The following is a 19,286-nucleotide window of genomic DNA, read 5'->3' as shown; positions in this document are numbered from 1 at the left end:
TAAACCGATGACAACAGATTCTCTATTTGAACAATTGAAACACCCCAACCCCAATCTGCGGGAACGAGCCATGTGGGAATTGGCTAATGCCCGTGATGAAAATACTATTCCTCGCCTGATGGGTATTTTGGATGAGGAAAATGTCACCTACCGTCGAGCTGCGGTAAAGGCACTAGGTGCTATTGGTACAGATGCAGTACCACCACTGGTAGAGTCATTAGTAAATAGCGATAATGCAACCATTCGGGGTAGCTGTGCTAAGGCCTTGGCACAGGTTGCTGCTAACCATCCCGATGTTCCCTTCCCGGCTGAGGGTTTACAAGGATTGAAAACAGCACTCAATGACCCAAATCCCGTTGTTTATATTGCATCAGTGATGGCGCTGGGTGAGATTGGTTCTCCTGCCTTTGAGATTTTGGCTGAAGCTTTGAAAACAATAGATAATGTTGCGCTGGCTGTAGCGATCGTCAACGCACTCGGTTCGATGGGTGATATCCGAGGAGTGGAAGTATTGACAGCATTGACAAATGATGAATCTGTCGATCCGTATGTTCGTGAATCAGCAGTGAGTGCTTTGCCCCGATTGGATCAGGTGATTAATTATCAGAGATGATAAGCGATCGCTTTTAAATACAACTACTTTTATCAAAGCGCGGTCGTATTCCTCTTCCGTCTCAATCACCTTGGGAGCAACTTCTGAACTTTTAAAATAAGAGAAAGATGTCGAGATGTAAATCTACATCACCCTATTCCCAAGCATCTTCCTCTAACTGTCTCTCAATTTGAGAAATTGCCAATTTGATTACCGCCTGAACTCCTGCTTCTTTTTCTACAGTTAATGCGGCTTGCAGAGGTTCTAAAGCAGCACCATCGCCAATTTTCATCAATGCCAGAGCCGCGGCTTTTCGAGTATCCCAATCGGCATGATGCAGTAACTCGACGAGATTAGGAATTGCTGGTCGATAGCTTAGGCTGCCCAAAGCAGATGCTGCTTCACAGCGCACAATTTCAGATGGATCGGTGAGAGCGTTAACTAAAATATTAAATGCTGCTTCTTCAGTGCCTTCTTGAGCAATTTTAGCGATCGCCCCCACTACCGCAGCCCGAACTTCAGCCGAGTCGGAGTTAATCTCTCGATATAAATGCTCCTTCGCCTCTGCCCCAATAAATCCTAACGCCCATACCGCATGTCCTTTGGCACTTTCTGGATACTCGGTTGACGCTAAGATTTTCAGCAACGCTGGCACCGCAGCCTCACCTATTTTGGCAAGCCCCCCCACCGACGAGGTTTTGACCACCGTATCTTCATCATTTAAGAGGGCATTAACCAAGGTTGGAACTGCGATCGGGTCAGCGATCAGTGTCAGAGTTTTAGCGCTAGCTCTGCGTACAACTGGGTTGGGATGATTTGCTACAGCTTCCATCAATAAAGGGGTCGCTGGTTTACCGATTTTACCCAACGCCTCTGCAAAACTCAACCTAACCATCCCCCGTGAGTCTCCCATACTCTCAATCATCTGCTTGAGTAGCTCTTGGTCATCCGGGTTGAAGGTGTTTAAGCCTAATTGCTCACTGACTGCTGCAAGTAAAGCATCAGTTTCTGCCTGGGACAGATTTAACGAATCCGTCCCAGATTGAGTTTCGGAGTTGAGCATATGACTTTTAGCTAAATTATCAAGATGGATTATTAGTTGCTGACACTCAGAGCAGCTTGCTGATCGCGTAGTTCCTGAAGAGCAGAATCAATTTTGGCAAGCTCAGGCTCCAGTTTTGCCATAACATTTACTCTCATCAACTTAGCCCGTTTTGCTGTTTCCGTAGTTTCTTGGATTAGACGTTCTCGATACTGCTCAAGTTCTGCAATCACTTCTGCTACATCCTGAGCAGTTACGTTCTCGGTTGTTGTAAGTTCTGAGATTTCATCCATAACTTTTGTTTCCTAAATGCGTGTTTATATGAATGATGTGTAGTCAGTGTTCGACTATCGTTTGTACTTGGTTACTTGCTAAAGACCAGCACTTAGCTGTTACATAAAACTGAACAATTGGCAAGAGGCAACTAAATTAATAGCTGACAAATGCATATATTCCGATCTTCTCAGATCGCGTTACCACTGGTAAAGCCTTTGACGGAAATCTTCAAAAATCGAAACCAATTACAGCCTTCGATCCAAGATATGATAAGTCTTTTAGGCTTTTTTGATTGAAAATGCAATTGCACAGCATGGTCTAGTATTGTGCAAAAACTGTTCAATAGATTTCTTCTAGTGGAAAGATATCTCCCCGCAAGTAGGACTCAAAATTTTTCTTAAAGTATTGAATGCTCGTCACATTCGGCTCATCGCTTTCTGTTGGCGTAAATTCATAAATTGGTACTTTTTCCCTCACCAGCTTGACCAAGCTAGGATGAAGCTGCTCAAAAGAATCTACTCTAAATATTGTTGTTTCAAATCTTAATTTAGCTGGATGAGCATATCCTAACTTCATCCAGGGTAACCAAGGACAATCCCTCGCCCACTTAGCAGGAGGGACATCAGTTGCATCGGGTCGGCAAGTATTTGATATAAAGTACTCGACTCCCTTAAACTTTTCTCCAGGGCAATAGTCTGAATATTTGCTATCTCCTGCTAAGGGATGCGGGTATTCTAAAGGAATTTCCATGACAGAGGTAATATATCCGCTGCCTTTGGGTATGACAAATTTCTTTGGTTTAACTGAGCCTTGGACAATTCGGTTGGCAATGTGTACCACTGGTACTGCTTGACTTGCTGTTGGTGACTTCCAAAAGTGGAGAATCTCTTGCGTGTCTGGGTCACAAAATAAACCCAACTCTCTATTGATGCGATACCCGGCTTCACCGGACTCAGGATCGGGCTTGATAAATACTTTGGTAGCATTCATCCCAATAATAGAGAATAATTTTTCCTTTGGCTTGTCTGGTGTTTCTTGCCACCAAATTTCCCCAGACCAATTGTAATAAAGCTGTAACCCATGATTTTTTCTGTAAAAATCGAGGTTATTAAATTCGTAGTCATCTAAATAATCACTCATATTTGTTCTTCTCATCCTCAAATGGGTGCGTAGACGCTTTTTCGGCTTGTCTTAAACATCACAGCTACAACCCAATCGCTCAGTGAGCGAATTTTGTTTTGGGCTAAACTCCAGCCTAACTAGCAACTGCATTTTTTAGTAGTTCAATCCCCAAACATAATTTATCGCTATTTCCTAGTACCCAGTCCCTAGTACGATAGTAAACGTGACATCTGAGCAATTATCCAAGAGCCATTTACAGATCAATGGATAAACGTTTTTTTAAAATGTTTGGGCTAACAGAAGAACAAGCGATCGCAATTATCGATACACCATTAGAACAACTCGAAGACGCTTCTGATAAATATATAGCTGTTTCCCATCTAATTAACTTCCCCACTGAGCAATCGATCGCGGCTTTGGTACGGGCGATTGAAACCAGTAAGCCTGATGAGTTAGACCACCGGATTGTCCGACGCAAGGCTGTGGAAAGTCTGGGGCGATTGCAGGCCGAATCAGCTTTACCTGTAATTCGGCAGTGTCTGAAAGATGATGATATTTATACTGTTGAAAATACCGTGTGGGCGATCGGGGAAATTGGGACTAAAGATCCAGAAATTCTCGAAGAGGTGGCGCAACTACTCGATAAACCAGGTCAAATCTATCGAGTCATTATTCACACTCTAGCTAACGCTGACTATCAGCCGTCCCTTGAACGTATACGGAAATTTACCCAAGTTGAGGATGAACCTACCCGTAGTGCTGCGATCGCTACAGTTTGTCGCTTCACTGGTGACTACTCCCAAATCACTGAGGTGATGGCACTGCTGCAAAGTTCCAGCGTCAATGCACGGCGTGGTTGCATTCAAGACCTGATTGATTCACGCTACTACAAAGCCATCCCAGAAATTGCCCGTTGTCCTGTATCTTTGGTGTTCCGCTTGCGAGGATTGCGGATGCTTTTGGATGCAGGTGTCCCCAGTAATGAAATTACTTTTACAGAAATTCAACCTTACTTAGAGCAAGTACTCTATGACCATCCCAACGACCTCGATCTAGTACATGAGTATGATGCTACTCCTGTTCTGGATTTTGTAATTAACGAACTTTACGAAACCGATTTTGGACGCTGCTATTTAGCAACAAAAACCTTACTGGATATCTATCCACAAGAAGCACCCCAAGCACTTATAACAACTTATTCGGACAAGGCATATAACGATTATGGCGCTCATTATCATGTCATGAAACTTTTCGGCTGGCTCAAATATGCTCCCGCCTACGATGTATTAGTAGAAAACCTGCACAACCGCGAACCTCAGTTTCAGAAATCCCGTGCAGCCTGTGCGATCGCTCTTGGTGAATTGGGTGATTCACGAGCAATTCCTGAAATCAAAATTTGCCTAAATACGCCGATTTGGGACTTGAAATACGCTTGTTTATTAGCGCTAGACCGTTTAGGAGACTCGTCCGGTCGGGAAATTTGCGATCGCGATCGTGACTGGTTAATTAGAGCGAAAGCGACGAGTAATCAATAGTTAGAAATTATCCAATCAATTTTAGATTTTTATTTCAATCCAAAATTAAAAATCTAAAATTTCCAGAGTCAAGAGTTATATCATGTTTGCTTGATTACTTATTAAACCTTTAAGAGATAACCCTAGTTAGCAGTCTCAGCTAATTTGGGTAAATACCTTTTTCCTTAGATTTGTAATTAATGGCTTTTCAAGATAAGAATGGATTACGCATCCCATAACTACTGCTAGTATAACAATTAGAAATGCATTAACATTGTAATATATGTTTGGATTTGGAAATAGGTATAAAATATTAACTTTATCTGTAAATTTAGTGAAAACTTTACTGATATTACCTAAGAAAAAACCGTGTGTTAAATATATAGAATAAGACGCATTACCTATATAAATTAGAATTTGTGGTATATTTACTGTCTTTGATAGTTCTAAATAAACAGATCCTATAATCAACAGCGTAAATGGAATACCATAAGCTAGTGATGGGGGGATACCTGAAACATCAAATTCCTTATATTTTGTATTTATAACTGATACAACTAACAGAAAAAGTGAAGCGTAAATTAATGATGTTGCAAACTTAAATTGATATTTAGATATCGTATAGGCAGCTAAACAACCTAGCACAAACTCTAGATTACGTTCGTTAAATATAAATCTAAGCAGAAAACTTTCGTCGATTGGTAATAAATTTAAAAGATTGAGAAATATGCCAATTATCCAAGCAAAAATTATTGACTGGGAAATTCTTGTATTTTTCAATATTAGTAGAGCAAATATACAGTAGAAAAAAACTTCATAACTAAGCGTCCAACTGACACCAATAAAACTACTCTCTAGAATAGAATGGTTTTGAGGTAGCAATAAAACAGCCTTGATAATTTCGTCTGCACTTCGCTGATAAATGTTATCTTTATTAGTATTAAATAAAGAAGCTAAAATTTTGATGCTTAAAATACTCCAATATAATGGATATACGCGGATAAATCTTTTAAAGATGAAAGACTTGAACTTATTCGCTTTACCTATATCAGATTGATGAATATAAAATATAATAAATCCACTGAGTACGAAGAAAAAATCCACGCCTATCCAACCGAAATGAAATATTTGTAATAAATCACCTTGGTGCATCTCACGGGAAAGTATTATATTCCCGTGGGTTAAAACTACCAGTACAGCAGCGACGCCGCGATATACTTGTAGCAAATTTAATTTTTTGTTCATAGTGTTTCTAGAGTTAGTTGTAGGAACTAAATAAATGATTTAAATCAGTAAATGCCAAAGATGTTATGAGTATTTACTTTCCCTCTCAAGCAGGAAATTCAAAAGTAGGAGGATAGGAGGAGATGGTATTATTCAACAGCAAAGGCATGTAGACGTTGTGCTACTTTCACCAACTTCCCCTGATTTAGAAATTGGAAGTCCTCCGGGTTCATTTGACCTAGATCGTCTTTGCCGATTCGATTTACTTTAGTTTCAATTACCTGACTGAGGTATACTACCATATACATCATCTGCCGCGTCAAGAAATATACAGACACTGTTCAGGAAATTAAATTTATCAAATTGGCAAGTTTCTGAAACAAAAAAACTCATGAGTAGCATTTTCAGGCTAATCTGAATGATGCTCTCACGAGTCACAAAAAGTAATTATTTAGGCAGATCAGGACTTACTACTGGTGACTGCTTCGTTTAATACTAACTCTGGTTTTGGTGTCTCCTCTTCTTCTGGCAAACCGTAAATTGACCTGTACAACTTCACGTACTCTTTGGCAGATTGATGCCAACTAAAATCTTGGGCCATGCCCCGTTTTTGTAGTTCTTGCCATTGCGGTTTGAAACGGAAGCCTTCCCAAGCCCGGATCATAGAGGTGAAAAGGTCTAGCGGTTCATAGCGGTCAAAGCAATAACCAGTGCCTGCTGCATTTTCGGGGTCGTGATGGATTACGGTGTCAACTAATCCACCTGTGCGGCGGACAATGGGCACAGAACCGTAGCGCAAAGCCATCATTTGGCTAATACCGCATGGTTCAAAACGACTGGGCATTAAGAAGGCATCAGTACCAGCGTAGATCCGGCGAGACAGGGCATCGTTATACAGTAAGTAAGTTGCCATGCGTCCGGGGAAGCGGGATGCTAATTGCCACATCTGAGTTTCATAGTAGCGATCGCCTGTCCCTAACAGCACAAACTGTGCATCTGTATAAGATAGGAAGCGATCGAGGATTTGCAATATCAAATCAATGCCTTTTTGTTCCACTAATCGGGTCACAATCCCAATTAAAAAGGCTTTGGAGTTGACTTCTAATCCTACTTCTTCTTGCAAAGCAATTTTGTTAGCTTTGCGTTTATCTAAAGTATCAGCAGTGAAGGTTTGAGCAATGTATTTGTCATTTTCTGGATTATAAACTTCAGTATCAATACCGTTGATAATCCCAGATAATTTACCGCTAATAAAAGACAGCAAACCTTCTAAAGTTTCACCATAAGTTGCTGTCTTGATTTGCTCGGCATAGGTGGGCGAAACTGTATTTACCTTATTGGCAAATTGCACCGCTGCTGCCATTGTGTTGTGTCCTTGCATATACCAGGGACACCAAGTAATTTTCTCTAAATACCAACGCCACGGCCCTTGATAAGCCAGGTTATGAATGGTAAATACTGTGGTGATATCAGGATCTTGGTGCATCCATACGGGAATCATCCCCGTGTGCCAATCATGGCAGTGGATAATTTCTGGCTTCCAGTAATTCCAGGCAAACTCGGCTGCACCATTGGAAAAAAAGGTGAACCGCCAGTCTTCATCATCTCCAGAATAAATCCGGCGGGGCAGGAAAACGGGATGTCCAAATAAGTACAAGGGAACATCAGTACCAGGCAGAACGCTTTCATAAACAGCAAATTCCTGGAACATCGCAGATCCCCGCCAGATGGGTTCTTTGGGAATTTCCATTTTGTCTGGCAGGAAGCCATAGTAAGGCAAGAATATCCGCACATCATGCCCCATTTCTCTCAGGACTTTGGGTAATGCCCCGACAACATCACCCATTCCTCCTACTTTGGCAATGGGTGCTGCCTCTGCTGCAACAAATAGAATCCGCATGGTAATTTTTGCTTCCCCGATTCTCTCTATATTTGTCAAATTAACTTTCTGATCCCGACCAACGCGATTTGTCGCGTCTGGCACATCTTTAGTGCAACGGCGATCAATTCTTATCTAATCACATCGGCTTGCCCAATTCCTTAGGAACCGCGCTGAATCACCGCAAAAATTTCTTCTAAAATTTCTTGCGCTCCCTGTTGCCGCAACAGTTCTGCTAGTTCTTGACCTAGCGCTTCGGCTTTGTTTGCAATCCCAGTGACGGTATCTTTTACGAACTTTTGACCATCTACACTGGCGACTATCCCTGTTAAGGTCAAATTCTCACCAGATATTTCTGTATTTACACCAATAGGTACTTGACATCCACCCTCTAAAGAACGTAAAAAAGAACGTTCTGCGAGACAGCGATCGCGTGTTTGGGGATGTTCGATCGCTTTGAGTAGAGATAGCAATTCACTATCATCAGCACGGCATTCTATCCCTAAAGCACCTTGTCCAACGGCATGGAGGGAGATTTCTTTGGGGAGAATTTGATGAACGCGATCGCTCATTCCCAATCTTTCTAACCCTGCTGCTGCCAAAATTAGGGCATCATATTCGCCTGCATCTAGTTTTGCCAACCGTGTAATCAAGTTTCCCCGCACATCTTTAAATGTAAAGTGGGGGAAGTGGTGGCGTAACTGTGCTAATCGCCGCAGTGAAGATGTACCGATTACTGCACCTTCTGGTAAAGTATCGATTTGTTTATCTTTGTGCTTTTCATGCACCACTAATGCATCTGCTGGGTTTTCCCGTTCAGTAATTGCTGCCAGTGTTAACCCTTCTGGTAGGTGAGTCGGCAGATCCTTAAGGGAATGAACTGCAAAGTCAATCTCTTGATTGAGCATTCCAACTTCAAGTTCTTTAGTAAAAAGTCCTTTATCGCCAATCTTAGCTAATGCTACATCCAAGATTTTATCGCCTTGGGTAGACATGGTGTGGACTTCAAAAGTGATATCAGGATAGCTTTTCTGGAGTTGCTCTTGTACCCAGTAGGTCTGAACCAGAGCAAGTTGGCTTTTGCGTGAACCAATCCGAATAGTGCGTGGGGGACTAGAAACAACTGAAGTCATAAAACAATATATCAAACTAGGCGATAAATTCACTCTCATCTAGACTACCGTAGTCAGGGACTCATACTAATTTTGGGTTTTGGATTTTGGATTTTGGATTACAATTCTTTACCAAAAGCTGGTTTTAGGAATCTCGAACAATACTAATTAGACTTGCCTTCTAATGGGAGAGCGATCGCACAAGTTGTACCAACTCCTAATTGAGTGGTGATGTTAATATCACCTTGGTGTAAATCTACACACTTTTTCACCACTACCAATCCTAATCCTGTACCAGGAATACTTCTGACATTCTTGCCACGATGAAACGGCTCAAACAGTTGCTTTTGATCTGCTAACGGAATTCCAATACCCTGATCTTGAACCTGGAGAATCACTGTATCTGATTTAAACTCCAGACTCAGATGAATATTTCCTCCTTCAGGAGAATATTTAATCGCATTCAGCAGCAAATTAGACAAAATGGAACGCAACAACCTTTCATCCACACAGGCAGGAACAGCTTTTCCTTGACAAACAAAGCTAAGTGTGTGCCTCTCATCTGTACTCAGGCGCATTTCTTCCACAAAAGAACCGCAGAATCCTTCTAAATCGAGAAGTTTAGGATTAAATTCTAGTTTTCCTGTTTCAGCTCGATTGATAGTTAAAATATCGTCTAGGATTTGAACCATATTTTTGACAGAGAGTTGAATTCGCTGCAAGTTCCTCAGTCGCTTAGAAGAGTTATCCCATTCATCCTGACAGTTCTCTAGCAATTGAGCAGCTGCTAAGGCAGTACTTAAAGGAGTGCGAAACTCGTGAGATGCCATTGAGAAAAAACGTGTTTTAAGGACGCTGAGTTCTCTCTCGCGCTCTAGTGCCATCCGAATTTCATCTAACCGCTTGCGTTCTGTAATGTCGCGGCAGTTAACCATAATTCTAGTATCTGCTGTGTTATCTAGAAATTTCTGGCTAATAGCTTCTAGCATCCGCCAGGAGCCATCTTTGTGGCGACAACGAAACTCGATTGGGGCAGTAACCTCTGAACTTTGGATAGCATGAATAAAGCTATGGTAAGTATTAGCCAAATCATCTTGGTGAATGTAATCTAATAAGTTTTTACCAATTAGTTCTGCTGCTGGATAACCTAAAACCTTTTCTACAGAAGGACTTTCATAGCGAATAGAACCATCTACATCGAGAATTTTGACAATATCTAAAGCATTTTCAATCAATGAGCGGAAGCGTTCTTCGCTCTGGCGTAATGCCTGTTCAGCTTGTTTCCGCCCGGTAATGTCACGTTGTACAGATATCCAGTGAGTATACCAGCCGGTTTTATCAGCTACGGGGACAATGCTAAATTCATTCCAGAATTCAGAACCGTCTTTGCGGTAGTTAATTACTTGAACAGTGACTGGTTCCCAACGAGATAGGGCAGTCCAGACTTTATCTAGTTCAGCGCGACTTGTTTTCGCTCCTTGAAGAATACGGGGCGTTTTGCCTAAAACTTCTTCCAGGCTGTAACCTGTGATTCGGGTGAATGCTTCATTAACATAAATAATATTTGGCCCAGGTTCACCAATCGGTTGCGCTTCAGTGATAACTACAGCATCATTGGTATTTACAACTACAGATTGCAGCAAGCGAACCTGTTCTTCCTGTTGTTTTTGGTGTGTGATATCAGCAATCACTGCTACCATGCCGTTGATACTATCGTCGCTATCATGCAAGGGTGCAGCAGAAAAAACTATATCGATCGCAGTGCCATCTTTTTTAAAACGGCGCAATTCTACTCTGGTATAAGTTGTACCTTGCAATATACTTTGTTGGAGAGTATTGTATTCTTCTAATTGGTCGTCTAAAAAAATTGGGTTAGGACGATCTATCACCTCCGCCTCCGTCCAGCCAAACATCCGTTCCGCAGCAGGATTCCAGATTTTCACATTCCCTTCTAAATCAAGTGTGAAGATGGCCCGAGGAGAGGCAGTAATTAGAGCTTGCAGCGCGGCTTGGGTGCGTTGACGTTCGGCAATTTCGGCTCTGAGGGAGACATTAGCTTTAGCCAACTCTTGAGTCCGCTGTTGAACGCGGTGTTCTAATTCAGCATTGAGTGTTTGCAGCTGTTTGTAAAGTTCTGATTGTTGGATAGCGATCGCTACCTGGGTTGCAAGTTGCTTCATTAACTCAATTTCCCAAGATTCCCAGATGCGGGGGCGATCGCACTGATGAGCAATCAATAAGCCCCAAAGATAAGGGGTAGAAACAGGTGTTTTGCTGTCGCGTTGTTTATCTGCTTGGCGATTCTCTTGTAGAATTGGCACTACCAACTTGGCTTTGACACCGAACTGTTTCACAAAGTCTGCCAGACACAGTTCTACATCTGCTTGTTCAACATTAGCGATCGCGCGGGTTTTTCCTAATGAATAAGCTTGATGATATTCTCTAGGAAACACTTCTTCTGGAAAGGTTTCTCCTAATATTTTTGTATATTCAGGTAAAACTGTTTCAGTAATTGCGCTACCTGTGCCATCTTCCCAAAGGCGATAAATTAACACCCGATCTGCTTGGAGAAACTCACGCACTTCTGCAACGGTGGTAGTAAGAACCTCTTCCAACTCCAAAGACTCACGGATATGTTGAGCAATTTGGTTTACGAGTCTTTCTCGCTCAGTTTGTTGCCGCAGTATCACTTCTGCCCGTTGCCGTCTAGTTACTTCTAAGTTAAGAAAATAGTAAATTGTCCCTAAGGCAATAATGCTAAAGCCAATACAGATTGGAGCGAGATTGATAATACTAAAATCCGGCATGAGCATGGATAAGAGTGATTCGAGGCATCTGGTTTAGTTTACTGTTTTCTGCTCATCCATTAGTTTCAAACATTGATAAACTGAATGTAATACTTTCGGAGTGGCAGAAGTAATGAGTGTTGCAAAATCTGCATCCCTAACCCTGGAAGAGTTTCTCAAGTTACCAGAAACAAAGCCTGCAAGTATTTACATTGATGGTGAGATTCTCCAGAAACCAATGCCGAAAACCCGCCACTCCCGACTTCAGGCTAAGTTGATTAATGGGATTAACGAAGTCACAGAGAAAAAGCAAATCGCTTATGCTTTTCCAGAACTGCGTTGTACTTTTGGTGGTCGGTCAATTGTTCCAGATGTAGCGGTTATTCGTTGGCAACAAATTGAGTTTGACGAGCACGGAGAACTTGTAGATGATGTGCTAATTGCTCCTAATTGGACAATTGAAATTCTCTCTCCAGATCAGAGTTCCAATCGAGTTACAAGCAATATTTTGCACTGCCTAAAATATGGTTGTCAGCTAGGATGGTTGATTGATCCTGATGACCGCTCAATCCTTGTCTTTAAACCACATCAACAACCAGTATTTTGTCAGAGAGAAGATAGATTGGCTGTTCTAGATGGTATTGATTTAGAGTTGACAGTAGAACAAGTATTCGGCTGGTTAAAGATGAAAGCAGAGTGAGCAGTTCCACACGCCGATCATCTAAAATACCTGCCGCGATCGTGTGGTGATACTCATCTATTGTCCACTTCGCTGTAGTTACGGTCATAGAAACACTTTTTTATCACCTCTTACCTCACATCGTAACGCAGTCATAGAAGTTGCTAGGGCAAACGCATCTAAAGTATAAAAATCCTTTAATAGCAAGGGTTTCAGGGTTTTTAAATTTAGCCTATTTTTTTTGTCAATATCCTTATCCAGCAAGGGTTTCAGAAATACTGTGCGTTCGCCCTGTAGAAGTTGCTAGACATCAAAAAAACTTTAACAATTTTTATCAAATCTAGTGTATAAACCACCATACTTAAACCAGTATTGCCTTAACTGATGACAAGGCGTAAACAAACTGGCTTTGACACGATAAAGAAAAACCTGTCGATGATCGCCCATCCAAATTTTGTCAACTGGCTCAACGGAAATTAATGTTCCTCCTAAAACAGCTATACACTCGGTAAATCTCTCAACGCAAGAATAGTCTATAGTTTCAAATATAAAAAAGTGACCTGAACAGATTAAATGACGGCTTCTTATCCAACATTGGATCTTTTTATGCGCTTGTGGCGGCAACATTGTTTTGCTTCAAATAATTTGATATGAATGCAGTATTTACATCAATTTTTAAATGAATGAACTTATTGCATAACTAGTGTTTTTCTTATGCAGAGGCGCTCTAGGTGGAAACAAAAACGCTTAATTGCTTATTTTGCCTTTTTGAAAAGTTGAGTGCGATCGCTCATAATAGCGATCGCACTTTACTCAATTCTCAGCTAGTATCCGCCGAACTTTGGCAAGTAACCAAATACAGTTAGCCAAGTAAATAAGACAATCACTCCCAGTAGCGAAGCTAAGAGCCATAACACTACATCCCTGTCAGAACTGCGTAGGAAAGTTTGTAAATTAAAAGGCTCAACCTGCTTTCTTGTTATAGGAAGCGGCAATTTGTCACGATAATCTTCGCCATAACGAGCCATCCTAGCAAAAGGTAATTCCCCTTGAGAGTGTCCTTGTAAAATCCGTCGCCGTTGATAGGGGACTGTATTGTAACCAAAGTTAGCAATGTATTCCCCACTATCCACCAAAGCATCGATAAAACCTTGTAGACCTTTGGTGGCTAGCACAATCGACCAGGCTAGTTTTTCGCGTTCATTGTAAACCTCACGACCAAGGAATCGCTGTACGCATATCTGCACAAAGCGATAGTTGTTGTTGCTTTCGTAATTAAGCCGCCGAAATACATCAGATATTGCTAACCCTCGAATAAAATCCCTGACTGTGATTTGACCGTTTCTTAGTTGGGATTCTAAAAAAGGTTGGCGGTTGCTATCTAGCATCTGTTGTTCGTGGAAAATCTGGCGATAGGCTGCCATAATCAAGGCATCCATTTCTACTGACGATGGCAGATATTCGGCTGTATAAATTCTCGGTTGCTCGTCGCCAAGAATCTCAAATCCAGATACACGGTGATTTCGAGATGAAGGGGAGTAATTTAACAACGGAATAGGCATAATATTAAGGGCATTGGGAATTGGGAATGACTTGTAATTGCCGCAAAACTTTACTAGTTCACAAGGGTAATACTGGCAATCACACCACCTTGCTGGTGAATCCGCTGATACTCTTGCGATAGTTTATTAAAGGGCACAAGATAGACTTGGTTGCTGCGGCGAAATGGAGAAATCTGGTTTGCTGTTTTTGCCCGATAACCAGTGACTTCCAGTCGATACACTTTACCTTCATCACTAGCGGCTACACCATGACGAGTTCTAGAACCAAGTGGTGGATTGCGGAATGTCGCCCCATCGCTGGCTGGTGAAACCACGGCGGTAGGAGTACTTTGAATCACCAAGCTATTCAACCGAGGTTTTTTACCTACCAAGTTGCCTTTCAGACTGCTACTAGAAGCACCTCGGACTAATTGGAATATATGGGTAAACTGCACTATATTCTGACAGGCTTCAGTTTTATAGCCTCGAATATAAGGCACAATGTTTTCCCCGAAGGTATCTTGGTACTCGTTGCTGTTGAGATAGGAATCAATTTCAGCTTCAAAGCCAAATTCATCCAGAATATTACTGTGCGATCGCATTTCTTCCAAGTCAATAGGAGCACGACCAAGTAAATGCCTAAAGTTCAACTCAATTGCCCGATAACGAGGACAACTGCTGAAAAACCGGGAACGATATAACTCAGACTTTGCTACCAGACGGATAAATTCGCGGACGCTGATTTCACCGCGCTTAAACTGTGACTCAGGAACAGTGAGCCGCTCACTTTCCATCACATACGCATTTCCTAAAACCTGTCTGTATATAACGCTGATGATAGCCTCAAGTTCTTCTGGTGAATAACCAGGTACTCCTTCAATTGAGTGAGTGTCTTCAAACAGGCTGACACCTAAATGTGAACTTTGTCCAAAAGCCATTTTCTGAAAATCTCCTGGCTAAACATAGAGTTCTTTGGGAACGTCTAAAGGAGGTTATTAGAAACCTACATAGAATAGAAAATTACATAACAAAAGTAAGGAAATCGCTCAGGAAATGGTAAAGAAATCGGAAAGAAGCAACGAAATCTAAAAATTGTTACTTTTTGCAATATTTTCTCAAGGAGAGTTCGCAGATAGTTTTAAACATAACTAGTATGGTTAAAAAAAAATTATGCGAATTCTTTTAGTTGAAGATGATGTACGCCTTGCCGAAACTTTAGCAGAAGCCCTTACAGACCAGCGTTATATGGTTGATGTGGTGACAGATGGTGAAGCAGGATGGAATCAAGCCAAAATGCTGGATTATGATTTGCTGCTGCTGGATGTGATGTTGCCAGAACTCGATGGAATTAGTTTATGTCATCGGTTGCGATCGCACAGCTACAGTATGCCTGTTCTCATGCTCACTGCTCGTGATACTGTTAGCGATAAAATCACCGGACTTGATGCGGGAGCAGATGATTATGTCGTTAAACCAGTGGATTTGCAAGAATTATTTGCACGAATTCGCGCCTTGCTTCGTCGGGGTAATGTTTCATCGCCGCCGATTTTAGAATGGGGCAATCTGCACCTCAACCCCAGCACTTATGAAGTGAACTATGGGGAAAATATGCTACATTTAACCCCAAAAGAGTACGGAATATTAGAGTTATTGCTGCGAAATGGTCGTCGTGTCCTTAGCCGTAGCGTAATTATTGAACATATTTGGTCGCTAGAGTCTCCTCCAGAAGAACATGCTGTGAAAGTTCATCTCAGAAGCCTACGCCAAAAGCTCAAAGCAGCCGGAGCTTTTGAAGATTTTATTGAAACAGTTCATGGTATAGGTTACCGTCTCAAGCAACTCGACTAACTATAGCCTTTCTCGTACTCTGCCTTAAGCAGTTACGCATTTGTGCATCAGTTACAAGCTAAGGATGCACAACTAGCTGTGTGCCCCTAGTTCACTTAAGGGTCGGATTTGAGATATTCTTGTAATTGTTGGGTACGCAATTTTGTAGTATTTTCCAGACAACCAAAATAAATAGTAGGGGCAATACTTCCGCCCTCATATCTGCTTCTCTCAAACTCACAATTGGTATCTCGAAACTTGAGCCATGCTTGCTGTGCAGTAATCAATTTCTGTTTTCTAGACCTTTCTAATGTAGGTAGCAATTGTTGATAAACTTGATTCAGCTTTTTATCTGCATTCTGATAAGACAATTTCGTGCATTCATTAATTGCTGTTTGAGTTTGAGGATTATTGCAGTTAAGCTTTTGAACTAAGCGCATCTCAGGTAAATCAGGCATTGTACCTGCTATTCCCATAGTGCGAGTATCTAAAGCGCTGAGAGTTAGGATACTGGTCAAAACTAGTAATAAATGACGCATAGAAAAATTTTTATTGTTTAGTATAGGAATTTGATCTTTTCGGTAGCGTCAAACTCTGAATTCAGAGTGGTAAATGGTATGCTCCACAAATAAGTGTTATGGTTGGCGCTAAGTTTTTTATATTCTGGCTACCAGGACACTCCTGCGATCGCGTTTTGCTTAAAAGAAGCAAACTGCAACCGCACGGAATCGAAAGGGAAGAAAGCGATCGCTAGTATATATACTTATTGGACTGGTCAGGAAAAGGGATGAAATTTTTCTTTGAGCAAATAAAACATACATTTTTGTTAAAAGTATGATATCTATGACTAAAGAATTTTCATTATACGTCAAATTAGGGCAAAAGTCTTGCGTTTATCATTCAAATAACTGTATTCTTTATATTGTTGAAAATCATTTTTCACAAAAGCAATAACAAAGCATAATTTCAGGACATCGGAAAAAGTATTGCCTTGGAGAATCGATAAATGTCGAGATTAAACCAAAATATATGTATGCCGTTGTCGCTGGGCATTATGAGTAACAGGACTAACTCCAGAAATGAAAAATCAAATATTTTGTTGACGTGTGTAGTGTAACAAGGAATTCAAAATTTTTTTATCCCCTATCTTCTACACCCCATACCTAATCTGAACACAGAAGAGTATCGTCTAGTTTTTTAGGGTTTCATCTCTCTAATCGGGGCAAGAAATCTATTCTGTGCTGGCTGAGTTTGAGATTTCATGCCCATTTTATCAACGAATCACGACCAGGAAAATTATGACCTCTTTAGATCCTAATTTTTTTGACATTCCGGACAAAAGCCTAATCATCTTCGACCCAGCCGTTGATGACTATAAAAAACTAAATGGCAACAACTTGGAAGTCATCTTTAAAGACGTAGTAAATACAGAAGTCAGAACAGCAACTTCAGAAACACATAAGCTGCTGAAAGTTCCACCTAAGGAATTGCTAGCGCCTCCTGGTGATTTCAATCCGACGCTACTACTGTTTTTTGCATCTGTGACAGTGCTGGTGTTATCTAACTGTGGTTACTGGCTTTGGCACTGGCCAGACTGGCTGTGCTTTAGCTTTAACACTATTGCTTTGCATTGTGCTGGGACAGTAATTCATGATGCTTGTCACCAATCTGCTCACCGCAATCGAATAATTAATGCCATGCTAGGGCATGGTAGCGCCCTGATGCTAGGGTTTGTTTTCCCAGTGTTTACGCGAGTACATTTGCAGCATCATGCTCATGTCAACCATCCCAAAGATGACCCAGATCATTTTGTTTCTACAGGTGGCCCACTGTGGATGATTGCATTTCGATTCTTGTCCCATGAGGTATTTTTCTTTCGACGGCGACTGTGGCGCAAATATGAGCTAGTGGAATGGTTCATCAGTCGCTCAATAGTTGTTGCAATTGTTTATATCTCAGTTCAATATCATTTTTTAATGTACGTTCTCAATTTTTGGGTTGTACCCTCTGGTATAGTAGGCTTAATACTGGGTTTGTTTTTTGATTATCTGCCCCATCGTCCCTTTACTGAACGCGATCGCTGGAAAAATGCTCGTGTATACCCCAGTCCAATTCTTAATATCCTGATTTTAGGACAGAATTACCATTTAATTCATCATTTATGGACTTGTATTCCCTGGTATAAATATCAGTCTACATACTATCTGATGAAGCCTTTATTAGATGAAAAAGGCTGTTATCAAACTTCAGGATTACTACAAAAAAAAGACTTTTTAGAGTTTATTTACGATATTTTTGTAGGAATTCGGTTTACTCATCAAAAAAGTAAAAATAAAGATGAATCACAAGGTCGTGAATAAGCTGTTACGCATTTAATATCATTAGTCATTAGTAAATAACCAATGACTAATGACTAATGACTCATAGAAAATTAAAATTCCCTTGTGTGGGTTTCGATTTCATAATTAGGATCTTCAGTACCAAGCAGTTTGTCCCAGAACGTAAAATACAAACCGTAGTGTACTTTATACTTATTATGATGTATTGAATGATGCATAGAGCCGATAAGCCATCTTCCAATCCAGTAACTCTTAGATGAGGAAAATACCTCAAATCCGAGATGGGTAAACACTGCCCATACTGTCATAGTTATAAGTGCAGCAACTAAGGTGATGAAATGTAGCGGAACTATAAAGCTTACACCTACAAAGAAAAGTGCTTGGACTATCGCCTCTGGTAAGTCAAAGGCAGAGGAACTCCAAGGTGTTGGCTCTCCTGAACGATGGTGTCCATAATGCATCCATCTAAAAATCAGAGGCTGGTGAAACATCCGATGGATAAAATAAAAGTAAGTATCTTGAAGAACAAGCACTGCAATAAAGCTAACTACTAAATACCACAGTCCGTACTTGTATAGGTCAGTGTATAACAGCGTTGCTCCTAAACTATACTCTGAAATGATAAACGCTCCACTAATAGCAAAAACCACTGCGGAGAGTACTGATAACTCGATATCCTTTTTAATGGAAGAACTCATCAACGGTTTCAAACGCAAACTTTTCTTGGCGAGAGACTTCCCCAGAACTAAATAAAAGAGTAAGTATGTTCCCCCAGCGATCAGAAAGTATCGAGCAAGAGTGATACCGAAGAGGAAAAAGCAATAATACCAAAATGAGTGGTTCGTCAATTAGACCCATCCTTAATATTAGTTTAGGCAAATGAAAATCCTGATTATGTCCAATTGTTTTGGTCTTGATTACCAAAAATTGCCAAATTAAGATTTAATTTGTTAATCGACAAAATCCACTGCTTATTTTACAACATCAAGTACTTCCGCTAATATAACTTAAATTTTATTAATAATAATTAAACTAATTTTGTTCCACGTATACACAAACTCTCGCTGTTTCTTAAAGAAAGGTTCTTGGTTAACTTCAATTTAAGTAAATTGCTGATTTTGTAACAAAGTTTTAATTTCTTGAAATTGCTATTATCTGATGGACTTCAATAATAACTGCCTGCCTTCTTCAATAAATCAATTTGCTATATATAGGACTCATATTTAAATTTTGAAATATACGTAGTGGCGTGACAAGGCTAAAATAGTGCAAATAGTGCAAAAAAATTTGTAGGTTGGGTTGAGGAACGAAACCCAACACTCCTATTAATGTTGGGTTTCGCGTTGCTCAACC

General features: G+C 40.8%; 18 protein-coding genes and 1 pseudogene. 6 read left to right on the top strand and 13 right to left on the bottom strand.

Annotated elements, in window-relative coordinates; all coding sequences use genetic code 11:
• Positions 1 to 7: 7 nt before the first annotated feature.
• Positions 8 to 613, top strand: coding sequence for a HEAT repeat domain-containing protein (locus RM347_RS02190; protein WP_322717881.1), 606 nt, complete (start codon positions 8 to 10; stop codon positions 611 to 613).
• A gap of 133 nt (positions 614 to 746) precedes the next feature.
• Here the strand turns inward: RM347_RS02190 and RM347_RS02185 are convergent, their stop codons facing one another.
• From RM347_RS02185 to RM347_RS02175, 3 genes are all read right to left on the bottom strand, one after another.
• Positions 747 to 1,655 (bottom strand): HEAT repeat domain-containing protein, encoded by a 909-nt coding sequence (locus RM347_RS02185; protein WP_322717880.1) that lies wholly within the window; start codon positions 1,653 to 1,655, stop codon positions 747 to 749.
• A gap of 32 nt (positions 1,656 to 1,687) precedes the next feature.
• Positions 1,688 to 1,927, bottom strand: coding sequence for a hypothetical protein (locus RM347_RS02180; protein WP_322717879.1), 240 nt, complete (start codon positions 1,925 to 1,927; stop codon positions 1,688 to 1,690).
• 322 nt (positions 1,928 to 2,249) lie between these two features.
• Positions 2,250 to 3,050 carry a DUF1838 family protein gene (locus tag RM347_RS02175; RefSeq protein ID WP_322717878.1) on the bottom strand — a complete coding sequence of 267 codons (801 nt, stop codon included), beginning with the start codon at positions 3,048 to 3,050 and terminating at the stop codon, positions 2,250 to 2,252.
• Between the two features lie 245 nt (positions 3,051 to 3,295).
• On the opposite strand from RM347_RS02175, the gene RM347_RS02170 reads away from it, so the two are divergent.
• Positions 3,296 to 4,567 (top strand): HEAT repeat domain-containing protein, encoded by a 1,272-nt coding sequence (locus RM347_RS02170; protein WP_322717877.1) that lies wholly within the window; start codon positions 3,296 to 3,298, stop codon positions 4,565 to 4,567.
• A gap of 135 nt (positions 4,568 to 4,702) precedes the next feature.
• Here the strand turns inward: RM347_RS02170 and RM347_RS02165 are convergent, their stop codons facing one another.
• The 5 genes from RM347_RS02165 to RM347_RS02145 form a co-directional block, all read right to left on the bottom strand.
• Positions 4,703 to 5,791, bottom strand: coding sequence for an acyltransferase family protein (locus tag RM347_RS02165; RefSeq protein WP_322717876.1), 1,089 nt, complete (start codon positions 5,789 to 5,791; stop codon positions 4,703 to 4,705).
• A gap of 128 nt (positions 5,792 to 5,919) precedes the next feature.
• Positions 5,920 to 6,108, bottom strand: coding sequence for a hypothetical protein (locus RM347_RS02160; RefSeq protein WP_322717875.1), 189 nt, complete (start codon positions 6,106 to 6,108; stop codon positions 5,920 to 5,922).
• 122 nt (positions 6,109 to 6,230) lie between these two features.
• Positions 6,231 to 7,670, bottom strand: a complete 1,440-nt coding sequence (glgA, locus tag RM347_RS02155) for a glycogen synthase GlgA (RefSeq protein WP_322718131.1) — start codon at positions 7,668 to 7,670, stop codon at positions 6,231 to 6,233.
• A 140-nt stretch (positions 7,671 to 7,810) separates the two neighbouring features.
• On the bottom strand, positions 7,811 to 8,782 hold the full coding sequence (gene hemC / locus RM347_RS02150; protein ID WP_322717874.1) for a hydroxymethylbilane synthase: 972 nt from the start codon (positions 8,780 to 8,782) through the stop codon (positions 7,811 to 7,813).
• A gap of 143 nt (positions 8,783 to 8,925) precedes the next feature.
• Positions 8,926 to 11,568, bottom strand: a complete 2,643-nt coding sequence (locus tag RM347_RS02145) for a PAS domain S-box protein (RefSeq protein WP_322717873.1) — start codon at positions 11,566 to 11,568, stop codon at positions 8,926 to 8,928.
• A 112-nt stretch (positions 11,569 to 11,680) separates the two neighbouring features.
• On the opposite strand from RM347_RS02145, the gene RM347_RS02140 reads away from it, so the two are divergent.
• Entirely contained in the window at positions 11,681 to 12,247 is a 567-nt protein-coding gene (locus RM347_RS02140) for a Uma2 family endonuclease (RefSeq protein ID WP_322717872.1), read from the top strand.
• Here RM347_RS02140 and RM347_RS02135 read toward each other — a convergent pair.
• The 3 genes and pseudogenes from RM347_RS02135 to RM347_RS02125 all read right to left on the bottom strand — a co-directional run.
• A pseudogene (locus RM347_RS02135) lies at positions 12,246 to 12,335 on the bottom strand (Uma2 family endonuclease); the annotation flags it as partial. The gene RM347_RS02140 and the pseudogene RM347_RS02135 sit on opposite strands and share 2 nt — an antisense overlap.
• Before the next feature lie 715 nt (positions 12,336 to 13,050).
• Positions 13,051 to 13,788, bottom strand: coding sequence for a phycobilisome rod-core linker polypeptide (locus tag RM347_RS02130; protein WP_322717871.1), 738 nt, complete (start codon positions 13,786 to 13,788; stop codon positions 13,051 to 13,053).
• Between the two features lie 53 nt (positions 13,789 to 13,841).
• Positions 13,842 to 14,705: a phycobilisome linker polypeptide gene (locus RM347_RS02125; protein ID WP_322717870.1), complete on the bottom strand. Its 864-nt coding sequence runs from the start codon at positions 14,703 to 14,705 to the stop codon at positions 13,842 to 13,844.
• A gap of 232 nt (positions 14,706 to 14,937) precedes the next feature.
• Between RM347_RS02125 and RM347_RS02120 the strand changes: the two genes are divergently transcribed.
• Positions 14,938 to 15,615 (top strand): response regulator transcription factor, encoded by a 678-nt coding sequence (locus tag RM347_RS02120; protein ID WP_322717869.1) that lies wholly within the window; start codon positions 14,938 to 14,940, stop codon positions 15,613 to 15,615.
• A gap of 95 nt (positions 15,616 to 15,710) precedes the next feature.
• On the opposite strand, the gene RM347_RS02115 is transcribed toward RM347_RS02120, so the two are convergent.
• A complete protein-coding gene (locus RM347_RS02115; protein ID WP_322717868.1) occupies positions 15,711 to 16,133 on the bottom strand; it encodes a lysozyme inhibitor LprI family protein in 423 nt (140 codons plus the stop codon).
• A gap of 102 nt (positions 16,134 to 16,235) precedes the next feature.
• Here RM347_RS02115 and RM347_RS02110 point away from each other — a divergent pair, with 102 nt between their 5' ends.
• Together RM347_RS02110 and crtR are read left to right on the top strand one after the other, a co-directional pair.
• On the top strand, positions 16,236 to 16,385 hold the full coding sequence (locus RM347_RS02110) for a hypothetical protein (protein ID WP_322717867.1): 150 nt from the start codon (positions 16,236 to 16,238) through the stop codon (positions 16,383 to 16,385).
• 507 nt (positions 16,386 to 16,892) lie between these two features.
• Complete coding sequence (crtR, locus tag RM347_RS02105; RefSeq protein WP_322717866.1) at positions 16,893 to 17,954, top strand: beta-carotene hydroxylase; 1,062 nt, start codon at positions 16,893 to 16,895, stop codon at positions 17,952 to 17,954.
• Between the two features lie 71 nt (positions 17,955 to 18,025).
• Here crtR and RM347_RS02100 read toward each other — a convergent pair whose 3' ends face one another.
• Positions 18,026 to 18,631 carry a sterol desaturase family protein gene (locus RM347_RS02100; RefSeq protein WP_322717865.1) on the bottom strand — a complete coding sequence of 202 codons (606 nt, stop codon included), beginning with the start codon at positions 18,629 to 18,631 and terminating at the stop codon, positions 18,026 to 18,028.
• Between the last annotated feature and the right edge of the window lie 655 nt (positions 18,632 to 19,286).

It is taken from the genome of Nostoc sp. ChiQUE02 (assembly GCF_034531305.2).
Lineage (GTDB): Bacteria > Cyanobacteriota > Cyanobacteriia > Cyanobacteriales > Nostocaceae > Nostoc.
This window is presented reverse-complemented; position numbering and strand designations above follow the sequence as displayed.